At 57.7% G+C, this 15,642-nt stretch carries 15 protein-coding genes; 8 read left to right on the top strand and 7 right to left on the bottom strand.

Going from position 1 to position 15,642, the window contains the following annotated elements; translation table 11 throughout:
* The first annotated feature begins 32 nt into the window (after positions 1-32).
* From rpmA to M4951_RS23670, 4 genes are all read left to right on the top strand, one after another.
* Positions 33-299: a 50S ribosomal protein L27 gene (rpmA, locus tag M4951_RS23685; protein WP_262024067.1), complete on the top strand. Its 267-nt coding sequence runs from the start codon at positions 33-35 to the stop codon at positions 297-299.
* Positions 300-403: 104 nt separating this feature from the next.
* Complete coding sequence (obgE, locus tag M4951_RS23680) at positions 404-1,411, top strand: GTPase ObgE (protein WP_262024066.1); 1,008 nt, start codon at positions 404-406, stop codon at positions 1,409-1,411.
* Between the two features lie 13 nt (positions 1,412-1,424).
* Positions 1,425-2,207, top strand: a complete 783-nt coding sequence (locus M4951_RS23675; protein ID WP_262024065.1) for a type III pantothenate kinase — start codon at positions 1,425-1,427, stop codon at positions 2,205-2,207.
* Entirely contained in the window at positions 2,204-3,352 is a 1,149-nt protein-coding gene (locus M4951_RS23670; RefSeq protein ID WP_262024064.1) for a GTPase, read from the top strand. The genes M4951_RS23675 and M4951_RS23670 overlap by 4 nt, the downstream gene beginning before the upstream one ends.
* A gap of 36 nt (positions 3,353-3,388) precedes the next feature.
* On the opposite strand, the gene M4951_RS23665 is transcribed toward M4951_RS23670, so the two are convergent.
* The 6 genes from M4951_RS23665 to hemP form a co-directional block, all read right to left on the bottom strand.
* The gene (locus M4951_RS23665) at positions 3,389-4,231 is read right to left on the bottom strand and encodes a hypothetical protein (RefSeq protein WP_262024063.1); all 843 of its coding nucleotides are present in this window, start codon (positions 4,229-4,231) and stop codon (positions 3,389-3,391) included.
* Between the two features lie 1,102 nt (positions 4,232-5,333).
* Positions 5,334-6,596 (bottom strand): glucose-1-phosphate adenylyltransferase, encoded by a 1,263-nt coding sequence (gene glgC, locus M4951_RS23660; protein ID WP_262024062.1) that lies wholly within the window; start codon positions 6,594-6,596, stop codon positions 5,334-5,336.
* A gap of 210 nt (positions 6,597-6,806) precedes the next feature.
* Entirely contained in the window at positions 6,807-8,441 is a 1,635-nt protein-coding gene (locus tag M4951_RS23655; RefSeq protein ID WP_262024061.1) for a serine/threonine-protein kinase, read from the bottom strand.
* Between the two features lie 58 nt (positions 8,442-8,499).
* On the bottom strand, positions 8,500-9,060 hold the full coding sequence (locus tag M4951_RS23650; protein WP_262024060.1) for a sigma-70 family RNA polymerase sigma factor: 561 nt from the start codon (positions 9,058-9,060) through the stop codon (positions 8,500-8,502).
* Between the two features lie 95 nt (positions 9,061-9,155).
* Entirely contained in the window at positions 9,156-9,779 is a 624-nt protein-coding gene (locus M4951_RS23645; protein ID WP_262024059.1) for a macro domain-containing protein, read from the bottom strand.
* A gap of 54 nt (positions 9,780-9,833) precedes the next feature.
* Positions 9,834-10,046 (bottom strand): hemin uptake protein HemP, encoded by a 213-nt coding sequence (gene hemP / locus M4951_RS23640; RefSeq protein ID WP_262024058.1) that lies wholly within the window; start codon positions 10,044-10,046, stop codon positions 9,834-9,836.
* A 262-nt stretch (positions 10,047-10,308) separates the two neighbouring features.
* Between hemP and M4951_RS23635 the strand changes: the two genes are divergently transcribed.
* The 3 genes from M4951_RS23635 (at position 10,309) to M4951_RS23625 (ending at position 12,604) form a co-directional block, all read left to right on the top strand.
* On the top strand, positions 10,309-11,211 hold the full coding sequence (locus M4951_RS23635) for a DUF1559 domain-containing protein (protein WP_262024057.1): 903 nt from the start codon (positions 10,309-10,311) through the stop codon (positions 11,209-11,211).
* Positions 11,201-11,659, top strand: a complete 459-nt coding sequence (locus tag M4951_RS23630; protein ID WP_262024056.1) for a hypothetical protein — start codon at positions 11,201-11,203, stop codon at positions 11,657-11,659. The genes M4951_RS23635 and M4951_RS23630 overlap by 11 nt, the downstream gene beginning before the upstream one ends.
* A 207-nt stretch (positions 11,660-11,866) precedes the next feature.
* Complete coding sequence (locus M4951_RS23625; RefSeq protein WP_262024055.1) at positions 11,867-12,604, top strand: MBL fold metallo-hydrolase; 738 nt, start codon at positions 11,867-11,869, stop codon at positions 12,602-12,604.
* A gap of 7 nt (positions 12,605-12,611) precedes the next feature.
* Here M4951_RS23625 and M4951_RS23620 read toward each other — a convergent pair whose 3' ends face one another.
* Entirely contained in the window at positions 12,612-13,967 is a 1,356-nt protein-coding gene (locus tag M4951_RS23620) for a flavin-containing monooxygenase (protein ID WP_262024054.1), read from the bottom strand.
* A 441-nt stretch (positions 13,968-14,408) separates the two neighbouring features.
* On the opposite strand from M4951_RS23620, the gene M4951_RS23615 reads away from it, so the two are divergent.
* The gene (locus M4951_RS23615) at positions 14,409-15,500 is read left to right on the top strand and encodes a hypothetical protein (protein WP_262024053.1); all 1,092 of its coding nucleotides are present in this window, start codon (positions 14,409-14,411) and stop codon (positions 15,498-15,500) included.
* Positions 15,501-15,642 lie beyond the last annotated feature (142 nt).

Here is a 15,642-nt window from a genome sequence, read left to right as displayed (position 1 = left end):
CGGCGGAAATCACATATCAGGAGTTAGGTGACATGGCCCATAAGAAAGGTCAAGGTTCGAGCCGCAACGGTCGCGATTCGAATCCCCAGTATCGCGGCGTCAAGAAGTTTGGCGGCGAAAAGGTTCGTGCCGGCAACATTCTTATTCGCCAACTGGGCACCAAATGGCGCCCCGGCAAGAACGTCGGCTGCGGCAATGATTGGACGCTGTTCGCCCTTTGCGACGGCTCGGTGATGTTTGACCAAGAAGGTCGCCGCATCAACATCGTTCCGGTCCCCGCGGCCGTCGAAGCGAACTAGCGCGACAGAAGCGCCTGCGAAATCGTGCTTTCGCGCTAGCTAAACCGTAAAATACCAGGGATGATCCAGTTCGGGTCATCCCTGTTTTCGTTTGTAGGCAGACCATGTTTGTAGATCGCGTAATTATCGAAGTTGAAGGGGGCTCTGGCGGCGACGGCTGCATGAGCTTTCGTCGTGAAAAATATGTCCCCAACGGCGGACCCGACGGTGGGGACGGCGGCAGCGGTTCAAGCATCATCATGGTTGCCGAAGAAGGGGTCGACAGCCTGATGGCGATGTCGCACATCAAGCATTGGCGCGGTACCCGCGGCAATAACGGCGGCCCCGCCAATCGCACCGGCAAATCGGCCGAAGACGTGATCATCAAGGTTCCGCTCGGGACCGTCGTGATCGAAGCCGACGCCGGCTTTGTCATGAAAGACCTGAACGTCGCCGGTGAGCAAATGATCGCCGCCCGCGGCGGTTCTGGCGGCCGCGGAAACTTGAGCTTCAAGAACTCGACCAATCGCGCTCCGCGACAGTCGACCCCAGGCGGCAAGGGAGAACGCCGCAAGCTGATCCTCGAACTAAAGTCGATCGCCGACATCGGTTTGATCGGCAAGCCGAACGCCGGCAAGAGCACGCTGCTGTCGCGACTTTCCCGCGCTCGCCCAGAGATCGCCGACTATCCTTTCACCACCAAGTTCCCGAACCTGGGCCAGGTGCAAATCGACTACGACCGCACGTTTGTGCTGGCCGACATTCCCGGCTTGATCGAAGGGGCCAGCGAAGGAGTTGGCTTGGGACACGAGTTCCTGCGTCACGTCGAACGCGCCGGCATCTTGATTCATCTGGTCGAGCCGGCGCCGGTCGACGGCACCGATCCGATTGAGAACTATCAATCGATCCGCCACGAACTGACGCAATACGACGCCGACTTGGCCGCGCGCCCAGAAATCTTGTGCGTCACCAAAGCGGAACTGCCCGAAGGAAAAGAGATACGCGACAAGCTGGCCGAAATCACCGGCGGCGAAGTGCTGTTGATCTCGGCCGTGACCGGCGAAAATCTGAACGTGCTGCTCAGTCGCGCCGGCGACGAGCTCGATCGTGCACGGCAAAAGGCCAAATCGTAAGCGAGTTACCGTCATGAGCGGCGTTTGGGGAGCAGTCGACGTCGGCAATACGTCGATTCATATCGGTCTGTTTAACAGGACCGATTCGCGTCCTCTCCCTGCGCCGGCAACTACGTTCAGTTCAGCATCGCGCGCACCAGACTTCACGCGGCTGGCCGAAATGTTGCCCAACGAGCCGATCACCTGGAACATCGTCAGCGTCAATCGCGCCGGTCAGGCAGCGCTGGAAAGTTGGCTGAGCGCCGCTCGCCCCCGCGATCAACATCACGCTTTGAATCACGCCGAATTGCCGCTCACGATTTCGGTCGCCGCCCCCGAAAAAGTTGGCATGGATCGCTTGGCCGCGGCGGTCGGCGCCAATGCGATTCGTGATCCGCAGCGCCCGGCGATCATCATCGACGCCGGCAGCGCGATCACGGTCGACGTCGTTTCGGTCGCCGGCGATTTCCTGGGCGGAGCAATCGTACCAGGCATGAAGATGGCGGCTCGCGCCTTGGCCGGTCAAACCGACATGTTGCCAGAGATCACGGTCGACGTCGGCGAAATTCCGACCGCGATCGGCGCCGATACGCTTTCCGCAATGCGCAGCGGACTCTTCTACAGCGCCGTCGGCGGCGTCCGCGAGTTGATCGAGCGATTCACCGCCCAGCTAGACGGACCAGCGCCGCAAGTAATCTTCGCCGGCGGCGACGCCGCAAAATTAGCGCCGCAAATGCCGGTCGCAAGCGTCACGATCGATCACCTGGTGCTGGGAGGAGTCGCCATCGCCGCCCGATACGCAAAGGCGCCGCGATGAACCTTGCAGCGGAAACGATCGCCGCGCTGGTGACACCCAGCGGGCGCAGCGCGATCGCGACGGTCATCGTCGCCGGCCCCGCCGCCAACTCGGCGGTGGATCGTCATTTCTTTCCGCTGGGCAAGCGTCAGGCGTCGGCTACTTCCGTTGGCGACATCCTTGTGGGTCACTGGCGCGACAACGATCATGCGCCCGGCGAAGAACTGGTCGTCAGCCGAACCGGTGACGAGCGGCTCGAAGTCCATTGTCACGGCGGCATCGCCGCGTCACGTCGCATCCTGGATCATTTGCAAACCGCTGGCTGCCGCGAGATCGCTTGGACCGAATACGCCGAGCGAACCGAAGCTGCGCCGACCATCGCCGCCGCCCGCATTGCACTGGCCAAGGCCCGCACGTCTCGCACCGCCGCGCATCTGCTCGATCAATACAACGGCGCTCTGCAAACCGAGTTAGCGTCGATCACAGCGCTGCTGGACTCGCAGGAAACGAGCGACGCCCAACTGCGGATCACGGCGCTGCTGGCGACTGCGCGCTTCGGCCTGCATCTGACCATGCCGTGGAAGGTGGTGATCGCCGGTCGCCCGAATGTCGGCAAAAGCAGCCTGATCAACGCGCTGGTCGGCTACGAACGGGCAATCGTCTTCGATCAACCCGGCACCACCCGCGACGCCGTCACCGCAGCAGCCGCGTTTGACGGCTGGCCGGTCGAACTGGCCGACACCGCCGGCCTGCGCGAGAGCGACGACGCAATCGAAAGAGAAGGAGTCTCTCGCGCTCGCCAATTGCAAAGCGAAGCCGATCTGATCCTGCTGGCTTTCGACGCTTCGGCCCGATGGACGGCGGAAGATCAACAACTGATCGACGCGCATCCCGACGCGATCATCGTTCACAACAAATGCGACCTGCCGATCAGCAGCCGCGGACATCGCCCCGCAGGGCTAAAGGTCTCGGCCCAACGCGGCGACGGCATTGCGATGTTGATCGAAACGATCGGCCAGGCGCTCGTCCCCACGCCGCCGACGCCGGAGACTCCGCTGCTATTTACCGAAGAACAAGTCGCCGCGTTGCGGCAAACGGCGCGCTGGATCGCTGAAAAGAATCTACCGGCCGCCAACGCGATGTTGCAAGCGTTGCTTGGCGCCTAGCCAGCCTCACGGCGCAACAAGCGTGAGGCGCGGGACTTATTTTTTGGGCGGTTTGGCTTTGAAATATTCTGCAGCCGGCAATGCGATCGTGGTGCTGAGGAGCCTTTGGATTTCGATCGCGCCGTTGTAACCGATATTGCGCCCCTCCGCCGAAAGCTGCAGTTGGACACGCATGCCGGCGACATGAACAGGCGGCTGATTATGATTCGCCGAATACGGGACGAGACCCTGGTTGGGCATCGTCGGGCTGAAGTAAGTATTCAACACGACGCCGAGCGGCGGAAGCGTAATGAATTGGCGACGCAGCTGATAGTACTCGGCATAGAAGGGATCATTGCTCGACTGCTTCTCAATCTGCTGCAGGTAGTTCAGCCAGATCGCTTCGCACTGCTTGCTCACCATTTTCAACTGCTCGTCGTTGAGATAGAGCCGCTGCTGAGAATCGTCGAGCGGCACAACAATGTTTCGATCAGTGTCGATCAAGACGCAGAAACAATGCGAAAGCAATTTCGCAGGTTCGTTGAAATGGCCAATATAATAGGGCTCTTTGGATTTCGCCTCATAGCCGGCCAACAAAAAGTTGGGATGCCCAGGACAAGGGACGAGCTTCAGTTGAAACTCGCCTCCGATGTAATTCAGCATTTGGTTACTGCGAGACACCATGACGGGATGCGACCGGTCTTCGCTGGGCGATCCATCGCTGTTGGGCGTTCCCTTGGTCTGCAAACTGGCGCCGTCCGCGGCGAACTCGATCTGTTTCAGCTTTTCAACCGCGTATGTATTGCGAATCAATTCGGCCAGCTTTTGCGTGGTGGGAATCGTCTCGCGGGCATCGGCGCCGGCGATCACGGTGCACAGGACCAAAGCAATGGCATTCATGCTGGTTTCTCGTAGGTGAAAGTTACGCAGGCATCAAACAATAGCCCATTGGTCAGGAAAACATAGGAATGGAGGCCGCATTCCCTCACTTGCGCAGCGGGTTAGTGTCCGAGATTTTCTTCTCCGCTTTCCGCTTTTCTTCTCGCCAAAGTATTGTTCGGCCGGGATCGCCAACTCGCTGGCCAGCAGATCTCGCAACAAGAAAAAGTGATCCTCTCCGATGCGATGATCCCCAGCGAACGTCCATAGCTGATATGACAAGCTGCTGCGGCTCCATTGAAAACCGGTGATTTTACACTCGGTCTTGATCGGCCGGCGATTGCGACGCAAAGCAGAAGCGCAGCAGTATTCATCGAATTGCCTTGCTAACAGAAGAGTCCAACGGTTCGCGCACGATTGAATCTAGGGGACCGCGCAGCCGGTGTCCAGCAAACAATCGTCCTAGATAATTTCCGAGAAAAGAATGACAGGCGAAACGCTCCAAACGGGGTGCGCGTTTCGGGAAAATCTTTCCGGGTAGGGTGCGTCAAGACGCACGACGCCCTGCTAGCCAATGCGGAATCGATCGATGCGTGGTAACGCAAACGCGTTGCTCCTTTGCGTTGCCACGCGAGTCGATTTTCCACCGTTTGGACAGGTTCTCGGCGCCTCGACGCACCCTATGCGGGGTAAAGATTGTCGGTTGACAGAACGCACGGAATTGGGGTCATTTACCCATTGCGATTCCACTACCCAATCACATTCACACATCGTCCGATTCGTCGGACGATGACGGAGATTCTCTGCGCGGGGGATTCCGTGAGGAAATATTCCTGGCCCAACTGAATTGCTAGTCCGATGGTCCACTTAAAAAAGCGGTCCTATCCAGTCCAAGGTTTCAGCCCGAAAAAAACGAGGTCCGGTCCTGTCCAAGGTTTCAGTCCAAAAAAAACGGGGTCTGATCCTGCCCAAGGTTTCAGTCCGAAAAAAACGAGGTCTGGTCCCGCCGCCAGGCAATCGCATTGGTTTCGAAACAAAAAAGAATAGACGCTTGCGCGCCTATTCCTTTTTTGGCGACGAGGAGGGAGGGTTCGTCGCCCTGGTGGTTTGGCTGATGGGTCGCTTAGACGATGACTTGTTCTCGTTCGGCGCGGACCATGCTTTCGACGGCGTCTCCTTTGGCGATCACGACCACTCCGCCAGAGCTGATCGTAAAGCCGCGGCGGCGGTCCATCTCGAGATCAAAACCGATTTCGGTTCCGGATGGGATGTGTACGCCCTTGTCGATAATCGCACGGCGAATCCGTGTGTGACGGCCGATATTGACCCCCTCGAACAAGATCGAATCTTCGACATGCGCGAAGCTGTTGACCCGGACGTTGGCGCCGATAATGCTGCGTTCGACTTCACCGCCGGAGATGATCGATCCGCCGCAAACGATGCTATCGAGCGCACAACCGCGACGACCTTCTTCGGCCGAGCCGGCGAAGACAAACTTGGGCGGGGGGACGTTCGGCTGGTAAGTCCGCAGCGGCCAATCTTGATCGTACAAATTCAACAGCGGATCGACGGTGACCAGGTCCATGTTCGCTTCAAAGTAAGCGTCCAACGTCCCTACGTCGCGCCAATAGGCGTCTTGCTTGCGGTTTTCGTCCCGGAACGGGAAGGCGAAAACGCGCTGCTTGTCGATGATCGACGGAATGATGTTTTTACCAAAATCATGGGCGCTGTCGCGGCGCGTCGCGTCTTGGCAAAGCTGCTCGAACAAAAAGTGAGCGTTAAAGACGTAAATGCCCATCGAAGCCAGACAATGGTCGGGTTCGCCGGGGATCGTCTTCGGCGTCGGCGACTTTTCTTCAAAGCCGACGATCCGTTGATCGGTATCGACCTGCATCACGCCAAACGACTTCGCTTCTTCGGTCGAAACGCGAAGCGCGCCAATCGTCAAGTCGGCGCCGTTCTCGATGTGATAATCGATCATCGACGCGTAGTTCATCTTATAGATGTGGTCGCCGGCGAGAATCATCACATAGTCAGGGCGATGCTTTTCCATCGCGTAGATATTTTGGTAAACCGCGTCGGCGGTTCCTTGATACCACTGCTCATCAATACGCTGCTGCGGCGGGATGACGTCGATAAATTCACCCAACTCGCGGCAAAAATAACGCTGCCAGCCGGTGTTCGCGTGCCGGTCGAGACTTTGACCTTTGTACTGCGTCAGCAATTGGATATGACGCAGACCACTGTTCAAACAGTTAGAGAGCGCGAAATCAACGATGCGATAGACGCCGCCGAAAGGAACAGCCGGCTTCGCGCGATCGCGCGTCAGCGGTTCCAATCGCGACCCTTTTCCGCCTGCGAGGATGACGGAGAGTACGTTTTGCATGGGGGAGGCGCTCCTGAACGAGATTCACGGGAAGGAGGAGCCGGGCGGATGTGGGGTGCGCCGTCGCGACTTCCGGCTTATTTTATCGACACCGCCCAGATCACAAAACAGAAAATGAAAGCGGCGCTTCCCCAGAATTCGGAACGCGCCGTCTTTCGCGCCGGAGATAGCGATTATGCCCACGCGATTTGCTTCCGCTTCTAGCGCCGCTTATGCGTTAGCCATGCGGATTTTGCGCACCACGAAATACTGAATCATCCCCAACAGCAAAATGGAGAGCGTTAGACAGATCATCCAGTGGATGTCGAACGGCGGACCTTTGGGAAAAACGAGCGAGAAGAAGACGTGGATGTAATAGCCGATCAGCGAGATTGTGGTGACGTAACCAACGAGCCCCGTTTGATAGAGCGCCCCACTTGCAGCCACTAATAGCACATATCCCAGCACGAGGGGGCTAGCGGCGCCGTTGGCGGAAAATAACAACAGCGTCAGCAGCACCACGTTCATCGTCATCCACAGATAGATCGCGGTGCTGCGGCGGCGCGGCTTTTCGTACATCCGCTGAAAGAACCAAGCCCCAATCGCGTAACCCAAAGCGGTCGCGATCGAGATCACTTGAAATAGCGGCGCCGACGATACGGGATCCCGCACGACCCAGACGCAAAATAAGTGATAGGCGTAAAACAGCAACATCGCCGCCCAGGTGATCGCCAATCCGGGACGACGCCGCGCCCAAAAGACAATTCGCTCTAGTGGAGATAAAGGACGCGCCTGGATCGGCTCGTTGCTGAGATAGGCCTGTAAGTCGGCGGCCAGTTCGCCTGCGGTGTGATACCGGGCGCTCGGCGATTTGTGCAAACACTTCAAGCAGATCGTCTCCAGCTTGCGCGGGATCTGTCGATTGTGCTTGCGCGGCGGAGTGACGTCGGACGAGCAGACGAGATCAATCGCATCGAGCAAGTTGGCGCTTTCAAACGGCGGCTTGCCGGTCAGCAGCGCATAGAGGATCGCCCCCAAACCATAGACGTCGGTCGCAGCTCCAACCTGATGGACGCGGCCCGACGCTTGCTCTGGCGCCATATAGCCGGGGCTTCCCATGATCTGCCCGGTGCAGGTCAGGTCTGCGTCGTCGCCAACCCGTTTGGCCAAGCCGAAGTCGGTCACCTGCGGACGCCCTTGCTCATCCAATAACACGTTCGACGGCTTCAAGTCGCGGTGAATCACGCCATGTTGATGCGCGTGTTGAATCGCTTCGGCGATCTGTCGAACCAGATCGGCCGCTTCCTCGGGGGCGAACGAGCGGGTCTTCAGCGCCGCCGCCAAACTTTGGCCGGCGACATAGCCCATCGAAAAGTAATGTCGACCGTCGTGACTGCCGACTTCATAGATCGGCACGATGCCGGGATGCGTCAAGTTGGCGGCTGCTTCCGCTTCGATCCGAAACCGGGCGACTTCGTCGGTCGAAGCGAACTGCCCAGCCAGGATCATTTTTAGTGCGACCGTACGGCTGGGGCTTTGCTGTCGAGCGCGATAGACCACGCCCATCCCGCCGCGAGCGATCTCGGCTTCGATCTCATAACCGGTGACCTGAAGCTTGTCGGCGGAGAGGGGAAGCGCGGTGATCGTATCCCAACCAATCGTGGGACTATCGGGCGTCAACGCCGCTTCCAGCGGAGAGCGATCGAGCCGGCTATCGTCGGCTTGGGAGAGCATCGCGTCGACCTGCTCTTGCAAGTCCACACGATCGGCGAAGTGCGCAGCCAGCCACGCGCTGCGCTCGGTTGGCGATAGCTGGATCGCATGATCAAACGCGTCGCATGCTTGTTGATAGTCTTCCGGCTTCATTGGCAATATAGCAACCCTATTGGAGGAGAGCACGCATTCCTTCGGCTCGCGCCTCGGGCTAGTGTTCTTCCAACTGAGTCAGCAGCCAAGCTTTGGCGGCGCGCCAGTCGTTTTTGACGGTGGATGCGGAGATATCGAGCGTAGCGGCGGTCTCTTCGACCGTGAGTCCGCCGAAGTAGCGGAGTTCGACAATCCGTGCGTGCCGCGGATTGAGTTGTGCCAAGCGCTCGAGCGCGTCGTCCAAAGCGACCAGGTCGACTTCGCGCGACGGCTCGTCAGGCGTCAGATTCTCGTCGATGGCGATCTTCTGGGCGCCGGCGCCGCGCTTGGCGGCGTTGCGACCCCGCGCGTGGTCGACCAGGATGCGCCGCATGATGTTGGCGGCGATGGCGCAAAAATGCGTACGGCCTTGCCACTGAACGCGGCTTTGATCGATCAACTTCAGATAGGCCTCGTGCACAAGCGCCGTTGGCTGCAGCGTGTGATCAGCCCGTTCACGCTGCATTTGCCGCCCGGCGATTCCCTTCAATTCGCTGTAGACCAACGGCAACAGCTTCTCGGCGGCGCCGGTCTCACCGCGCGATAACGCGGCCAATAGCAAAATAGTGTCATCGCTCACGCGGCGAGCTCCTGAGGGGGGAAATGTCTAAGGCTAAGGATAGCTTAACACGCCGCCGAACCAGGAAAAACGGACAGCCTTGACCGCGGCGCCCCTTAGCCGCGGATCACCTGACGATTTCCGTCGTAGCAGATCTGCTTTTGCCGCCGCGCCACCATATCCCAGTCGAAACGATGTGGAGGCTCAAGATAGTTGCGGTAAGCTGCCGCCATTTGACGCCCGACTTCACTGGGCGCTACGCCGCCGAAACCGGCGCCCATCGCCGGCAGTGCGACCGTGCTGATTTTTTGCGGATGAGTCACGTTATGGCGATAGATCACAACCAGCGCGGCCAAGGTTGCGGCATAGACTTTGTCGGTCCCAGCGATCGAGCCCGGCACGCGCATCGTGGGCGCATGTACTACAAACGGGTAGCCGGGCGTATTGGTTTCTACCACAAAAGCAGTTCCGACCGGCTGCTCTCCCAGGTACTCGTCCAAGATTCGATTCTGGACCTGCGTCATTAATGACTCGCCGTGGAATGCGACAACAGCCGCGTCAATTCCGGCGGTCATCATGCCGAAGGAATTGCCCGCAGTCACGAAGCAATCGTGCGGCGGCAGGTTTTCAAAGCGGCGAGCCTGGGCGATTACGCCAGGCAAACCGTCAAAGCGAGCGATGAGCGGCTCGCAGATAGATGGGTCGGGATGAACCAACCACAAGGTAAGAGGAAATGGCATCGCTGGATTGTAGCAAAGCCGCTGGGAGCAAGCCAACCGAGCGGCGCGACTTGCTTACTTTTGCAGGATTAACTTGCCGCTGCGCGTCTCGCGAAGTCGATAGAAGGCGCCTTTGTGGGAAATCAAGATCTCGCTGTTCCCGTCCATCAACTCGTTCGAGTCCACGATTCTTGACTGGGGACCAGCCGCCGCAGAATCACTGGACGCGGCCTGGGCCGCAGGGAAGGTTGCGTCATCGTCAGAGCGTTGCGATTCGTCGCTGGACATAGGCAATCAGTGGTGAAATTTCGCGGGGGGAAGTTTTTTGGAGTCAGTCGTTGACAACGCCTTGGATGGGCGGCTAAACTTCTTACATCGATATTGATACTCGATCTCAGTTTCACTTGCAACGCGTTCCCCCGAGTTTTCTCGCAAAAATTTGCCTTCCGTTCGCCAGCTCTCCTGCCAGCCCACACGGTCGACAACCGTTTCGCGTTGCGAAATCCCCCCTTGTTGCCTGCCCGGGCGAAATCAAAAAGGAGAGCCGACCATGCGTCGTCGAGGTTTTACGTTAGTTGAGTTGTTGGTGGTGATCGCCATTATTGGGGTATTGATCGCCCTGCTGTTGCCGGCCGTGCAACAAGCCCGCGAAGCGGCGCGGCGGATATCTTGCACGAACAATCTGAAGCAGATTGGACTTGGGACACACAACTACCACGACACGCATCGCCAGTTTCCGAACGTCGACTATGGGTATTCGAATACGAGCGCAGGCAGCTACTTTGCCGCAATCCTTCCCTACTTAGAACAAGGGAACGCCTACGACATCTTCGATCCGTCGCAATCGAATAGCAGCGCACACAACGTTGCCGTAACAGGTCAACGGATCGAAATGTACCTCTGTCCATCCGCATCGGAGCCGCGGCAAGTTGGCGATGCCGTTTGTGACGACGGTCGCGCGCCAGGAAATTACGCCTTGAACGTCGGAACAGAAAAAGCGGAGGCCTACGGCACTGCAGTCGGCCAGCAGTTGAATGGCGCAATCGTTTATTCGATTTCATCGCCAGGCAAGACTGCCTTTCGTGATATTACGGATGGGACAAGCAACACATTCTTGGTAGGCGAATCGGCTTACAATCTGCCCGACTACCTGTTTAGCTCCCATAGCGCGGCGGAATGCGTCGGGCTTCCCCGGTATTCATTTACCTACTGGGGCAATCCTTACCCAACATCCACCGCGTTTAGCACTTCTTCGCTTTTCAACCCCAAAGACAAAGCTGGCGACGAAGTCTTCGACTCCGACTGGGTTCAATCATTCCGCAGCGAGCACGTTGGAGGCGTACAGTTCGTGTTCGTCGACGGTTCGGTTCACTTTGTTCCGAGCACAATCGACGCCGATACGCTCGACTACTTGGCGACGCGTGGCGGTGGGGAGGTTATCGGTGAGTACTAAGTCAATCCAATTGGGTGTTATTGCCTTGCTGGCGCTGTACTCGATGGGTTGCAGTCGTTCCGATGATCCATTTGATCGAGCAGATGCCAGCGGCATCGTGACGCTAGACGGAAAGCCGCTCGCCGAAGGTGTCGTCTACTTCATTCCAAAGGGCGGGATCGTCGGGCCGAAAGCGTTTGCCACTGTGACCGATGGAACATTCTCGGCGGAAGGGGATTATGCACCATTGGTCGGAAACCACCGCATCGAGATTGAATCCCGCGACGATGGCGGTATTGCCTTCGACGACGAAAAGGCGGTCGCCCGACTGGTCGAAGAAGGCCGCAAGCCGCCCCAGCGTGTCGTTGTCCCCCCGATCTACAACCAGCGGAGTATTTTAAGCGCTGATGTGGTCGCCGACGGCCCCAACGAATTCAAGTTTGAACTCAGCTCCAAACGTCGCCGCTAAACCGTCGACGCAATACCAACTCCTAGCAGCAGTCGTCGCGACGTAGCCTTCGGGCCGCGTCGCGGCGGCTTTTTCTTTGCGCTGACCTCCATTGCCGCTTCGCCGAAAGAAAGGCGTCGCATCTGGCGGCGGCATCTTCTACCATAGAAGAGCCATGAGCGGCGCGTCGCCGCTTGCCTGTCGTTCGCACCATGTTTTGCCGCCGTCATGCAACTTCATTGTCTCGGCGTTTCTGGCTATCACCCGAGCCAGACCCGACAAACCGCCTGTTTTATGTTGCCTGAGATCGGCGTCGTGCTGGACGCAGGCACAGGGCTGCATCGCGTTCGCAGTCGGATCGAAACGCCGCAGCTCGACATCTTTCTGTCGCATGCGCATCTCGATCATGTGATCGGCGTGACGTTTCTGTTTGATACGCTCTACCAAAAAGAGACGTCCGTCCGCGTACATGCCGAACAAGACAAGATCGACGCAATCCGTCAACACTTGCTCTCGCCGTTGCTCTTTCCGGTGGCGCCTCCCTGCGAGTTTGTTCCGCTGACAGGCGATGTCCCGCTGGCCGGCGGCGGACGCTTGAGTTGGTTCCCCTTGAAACATCCCGGCGGCAGCGTCGGCTATCGACTCGACTTGGCGGATCGCTCGATGGCTTACGTCACCGACACGACGGCCGAGATCGGCGCCGACTATCTCGAAAAAATCCGCGGCGTCGATCTGCTGTTGCACGAATGCTATTTTACCGACGGCGTCGACGACTTCGCCGAGACGACCGGACACAGTTGCGTCACGCCGGTCGCCCAGGTCGCCCAAGCGGCCGGAGTCGGCCGCTTAGTGCTGACCCACGTCAATCCGCTGGATGACATCGCCGACCCGATCGGAATCGAAATCGCCCAGAAGATCTTCCCCAACACGATCTTGGCTGAAGATGAAATGGTGATTGAGTTTTAGACATTCGTCATTTCCGCGAGAGCGGCTTCACCCCATCCATCCGCCGCAAGATCTTCTGCAGCGTTTTCCGATAGTCGTAATAGTCGACTTCCAGTCGATGGCGCGGGGATGCGATAAATTCGTCTTTCTGCGGCCAGCCGGCGGCGCTGGAGTGTTTTAGCGCTCGAAACCAATCGGCCAACTGCGGCTGCGTCTTCTGAGCGACGATGAAGCGGGCCATGATCTTGGCCTGCAGTTCGCTCAAGGGCCACTGTCCGCTGTTGGGTTGAATCATACCGGCGACAAACAGATTGTCTTTGTCGGGATGAAACGCATGCAAAAACAGACGCGGCGTTCCCTCTTGCGCGTTCAACTGCTTCAGGTCGATAAACGGAAACGAGAGCTTGTAGCCGGTCGCCAAGATAACCAGATCAAACGCCTGACGGCGCTCGTCGGCAAAGACCACCTCATCGCCGTCGAACTGCTTGACGTCCGAAAAGACCTGCACGCGGCCATGCCCGACGTAGTATGGAAGCTGTGAATTGATGATCGGATGCGTCGCGAAGATCTCGTGATCAGGGCGGGGGAGACCGTATCTCTCGGGACGCCCCAACACAAACGCGACCGCATGACGAACGATCCACCGCTTCCACAATTTGGGGATCGGCAACCCGCGCAGGCGATCGCCGATCACATCCGACGGTTTCCCTCGGATGAACTTGGGGAGAAAATGATATCCCCGTCGCATGCTGAGCGCGGCGTAATCAGCGTGAATCGCCGCTTCGACGGCGATATCGCAGCCGGTATTGCCGGCGCCGACCACTAAAACACGCTTGCCGCGAAGCTGCTCCCCTGATTTGAACTGCCGCGAATGAATCACTTCTCCGTTGAAATTGCCGGGGATTTGCGGCGACAGAGGATCCCAATGATGCCCGTTGGCGATGATCACCCCGGCATATTTACGAGGCGAATCCTCACCGGCGACGTTGATTTCCCAAGCGTCCGGTCCGACAGGCGAAATGTGGTTTACCGTAGCCCCCAACTCGATGTGCGAATAAAGATCAAACTCGCGCGCATAACTGCGTAGATACTGCTGCGCCTCTTGATGGCTGGGGTAGGACGAAAACGACTCAGGCATGGGGAATTCGTCATAAGCGGTCATCCGCTTGGAGGAGATGAGATGCGTCGATTGGTAGACGCTGCTGGACGCTTTGCCAAAATTCCAGTTCCCCCCGACATCATCTTCACGTTCTAGCGCGTGACATTGCACTCCCATTTGCAAAAGATTTTTAAGCACGGCTAATCCCGACGGACCTGCGCCAATAACGCAGTAAGTCGATTCGGTTGCCTGTATCGACAGCTTAGATGTTGGACTTACGGACAATAGATTGCCTTAACAAGATTGTTTCGGTCTCAATAGGGTAACTGGGGGTGGGATTACTCGACAGGCAAACGAATACATTTTTCGTTTCGCCGATTCAATTTCGCTTGACATCCCAGTGATACGGTTGGACAATCTAACAGATAGCTGCAAGGTGGTTTTTAACTCCGTTCGGCTTACCACAGAAGCGGAAAGCGTCGGAAATTAACACTTTCTCAACATATCGAAAACTTGCCATCCAAAGAGGCGGATGAAAATTTAACGATCGAGGGAATGAAAATCACTGGACAACTTCTCTGAATTAGCAAAGATTAAATAATACTTTGCTGACAAAGCAGTAGGCGCTGCACTTATCGGAAGAGGTCCATCGAGTCTCAATATCGACGTACCCTTGAGAGAAGTGCTACTCGGAACAGAAACGCGAATTAAGAGGAGCAGATCATTATGATGCGAGTGACTAAGGTCGCATCGGCGGAAGATTACCAATTAATCAGCAGCTTCGACGAAGTGAAACGAGCGCTGCTGGATGAAAACAAATTTTCGGATCGACTGGAAAAGCCGCTCGCCTATTGGGCGCTGCCAAACGATCGCCGCTTGCCGCTTGCTTTTCTCGGACGCTCGCTAGGTGACCTACTAGCGACCCCGTTTGAAGAGCTCTCGGCGACTCCTGGCATCGGCCAGAAGAAAATCAGTTCGCTCGTTCGCCTTCTGCATCGCGCCACGAAGGAAGAACCCCATTCAACGCCGTACGGCGCCCAAGAGCAAGCTCCCGCGACTCAGGGGGACGAGATCCTGGGCATGCCTTGCTCGCCGGATGGTCAGTTTGACCATACGCTCGTTTCCGAACTGTTGTGGGCCAAGTGGCGCGATTCGGTTCGCCTGCACAACCTGCAGCACGAGAAGCTCGGCCGCTTGGCCTCTTCGCTCGCCGAAGTGCCGACCGTGATCTGGAACACGCCGCTCAGCTTCTATCTCGACTACACCGTCGCCGAGATCCGTCGTCTCAAAACCCACGGCGAAAAGCGCGTTCGCGTCGTGCTGGAAGTCTTCTTCCGCATCCACCAGATGCTGGAGAACGTCCAACCGCAAACTCAGTTCGCCCTGAAGCTGCAGCCGAACTTTGTGCCAACCGTCGAACGCTTCGTCCTCGACAAACTGGTCGACGACAACCAGCCTTCGGAAGATGACGTCCGCGCTTACATCGCCGACGCGCTGCTGAAGCAAATCAAACTAGACGCCGGCGACACCGTCTTTGACCTCGCGGTCGGACGTCTCGGCCTGGGAGGCAAGCCGCAAAGCGTTCGCATGCAAGCTCGCATGCTGGGCGTCACCCGGGCTCGCATCTATCAACTGTTGGAAGATTGCAGCAAAGTGATGAGCGTTCGCTGGCCCGAAGGTCAGGCGCTGTTGGCCACGCTGGTTCAAAAAGGAATCAACGCCGGTCACTCGCCGATCGAACAACGCCTGCTGATCGCCGTTCGCGAGCTGTTCTTCCCGACCAAGCTCGAATCGTTTGAAGAAGATCCGCAAATCTAAGCAGACGATTTTTCGGTAACAAAACTCAAAAGGGCTCGTCTAACTTCAGGCGAGCCCTTTTTTTGTTGGGTCCGCTGTGCGGACTGCTTGAATTGCTAGATGTTGCGCAAATCTGATTTGAACGTGGCTCTTGGGCCTCACC

The organism is Blastopirellula sp. J2-11 (genome assembly GCF_024584705.1).
Lineage (GTDB): Bacteria > Planctomycetota > Planctomycetia > Pirellulales > Pirellulaceae > Blastopirellula.
This window is presented reverse-complemented; position numbering and strand designations above follow the sequence as displayed.

What these genes read in the sequence shown, in the direction of transcription:
- M4951_RS23670 (WP_262024064.1), top strand. Translation starts at nt 2,204, where the DNA reads ATGAACCTTGCAGCGGAAACGATCGCCGCGCTGGTGACACCCAGCGGG.
- rpmA (WP_262024067.1), top strand. Translation starts at nt 33, where the DNA reads ATGGCCCATAAGAAAGGTCAAGGTTCGAGCCGCAACGGTCGCGATTCG.
- M4951_RS23675 (WP_262024065.1), top strand. Translation starts at nt 1,425, where the DNA reads ATGAGCGGCGTTTGGGGAGCAGTCGACGTCGGCAATACGTCGATTCAT.
- obgE (WP_262024066.1), top strand. Translation starts at nt 404, where the DNA reads ATGTTTGTAGATCGCGTAATTATCGAAGTTGAAGGGGGCTCTGGCGGC.
- glgC (WP_262024062.1), bottom strand. Translation starts at nt 6,596, where the DNA reads ATGCAAAACGTACTCTCCGTCATCCTCGCAGGCGGAAAAGGGTCGCGA.
- M4951_RS23665 (WP_262024063.1), bottom strand. Translation starts at nt 4,231, where the DNA reads ATGAATGCCATTGCTTTGGTCCTGTGCACCGTGATCGCCGGCGCCGAT.
- M4951_RS23615 (WP_262024053.1), top strand. Translation starts at nt 14,409, where the DNA reads ATGATGCGAGTGACTAAGGTCGCATCGGCGGAAGATTACCAATTAATC.
- M4951_RS23655 (WP_262024061.1), bottom strand. Translation starts at nt 8,441, where the DNA reads ATGAAGCCGGAAGACTATCAACAAGCATGCGACGCGTTTGATCATGCG.
- M4951_RS23625 (WP_262024055.1), top strand. Translation starts at nt 11,867, where the DNA reads ATGCAACTTCATTGTCTCGGCGTTTCTGGCTATCACCCGAGCCAGACC.
- hemP (WP_262024058.1), bottom strand. Translation starts at nt 10,046, where the DNA reads ATGTCCAGCGACGAATCGCAACGCTCTGACGATGACGCAACCTTCCCT.
- M4951_RS23635 (WP_262024057.1), top strand. Translation starts at nt 10,309, where the DNA reads ATGCGTCGTCGAGGTTTTACGTTAGTTGAGTTGTTGGTGGTGATCGCC.
- M4951_RS23645 (WP_262024059.1), bottom strand. Translation starts at nt 9,779, where the DNA reads ATGCCATTTCCTCTTACCTTGTGGTTGGTTCATCCCGACCCATCTATC.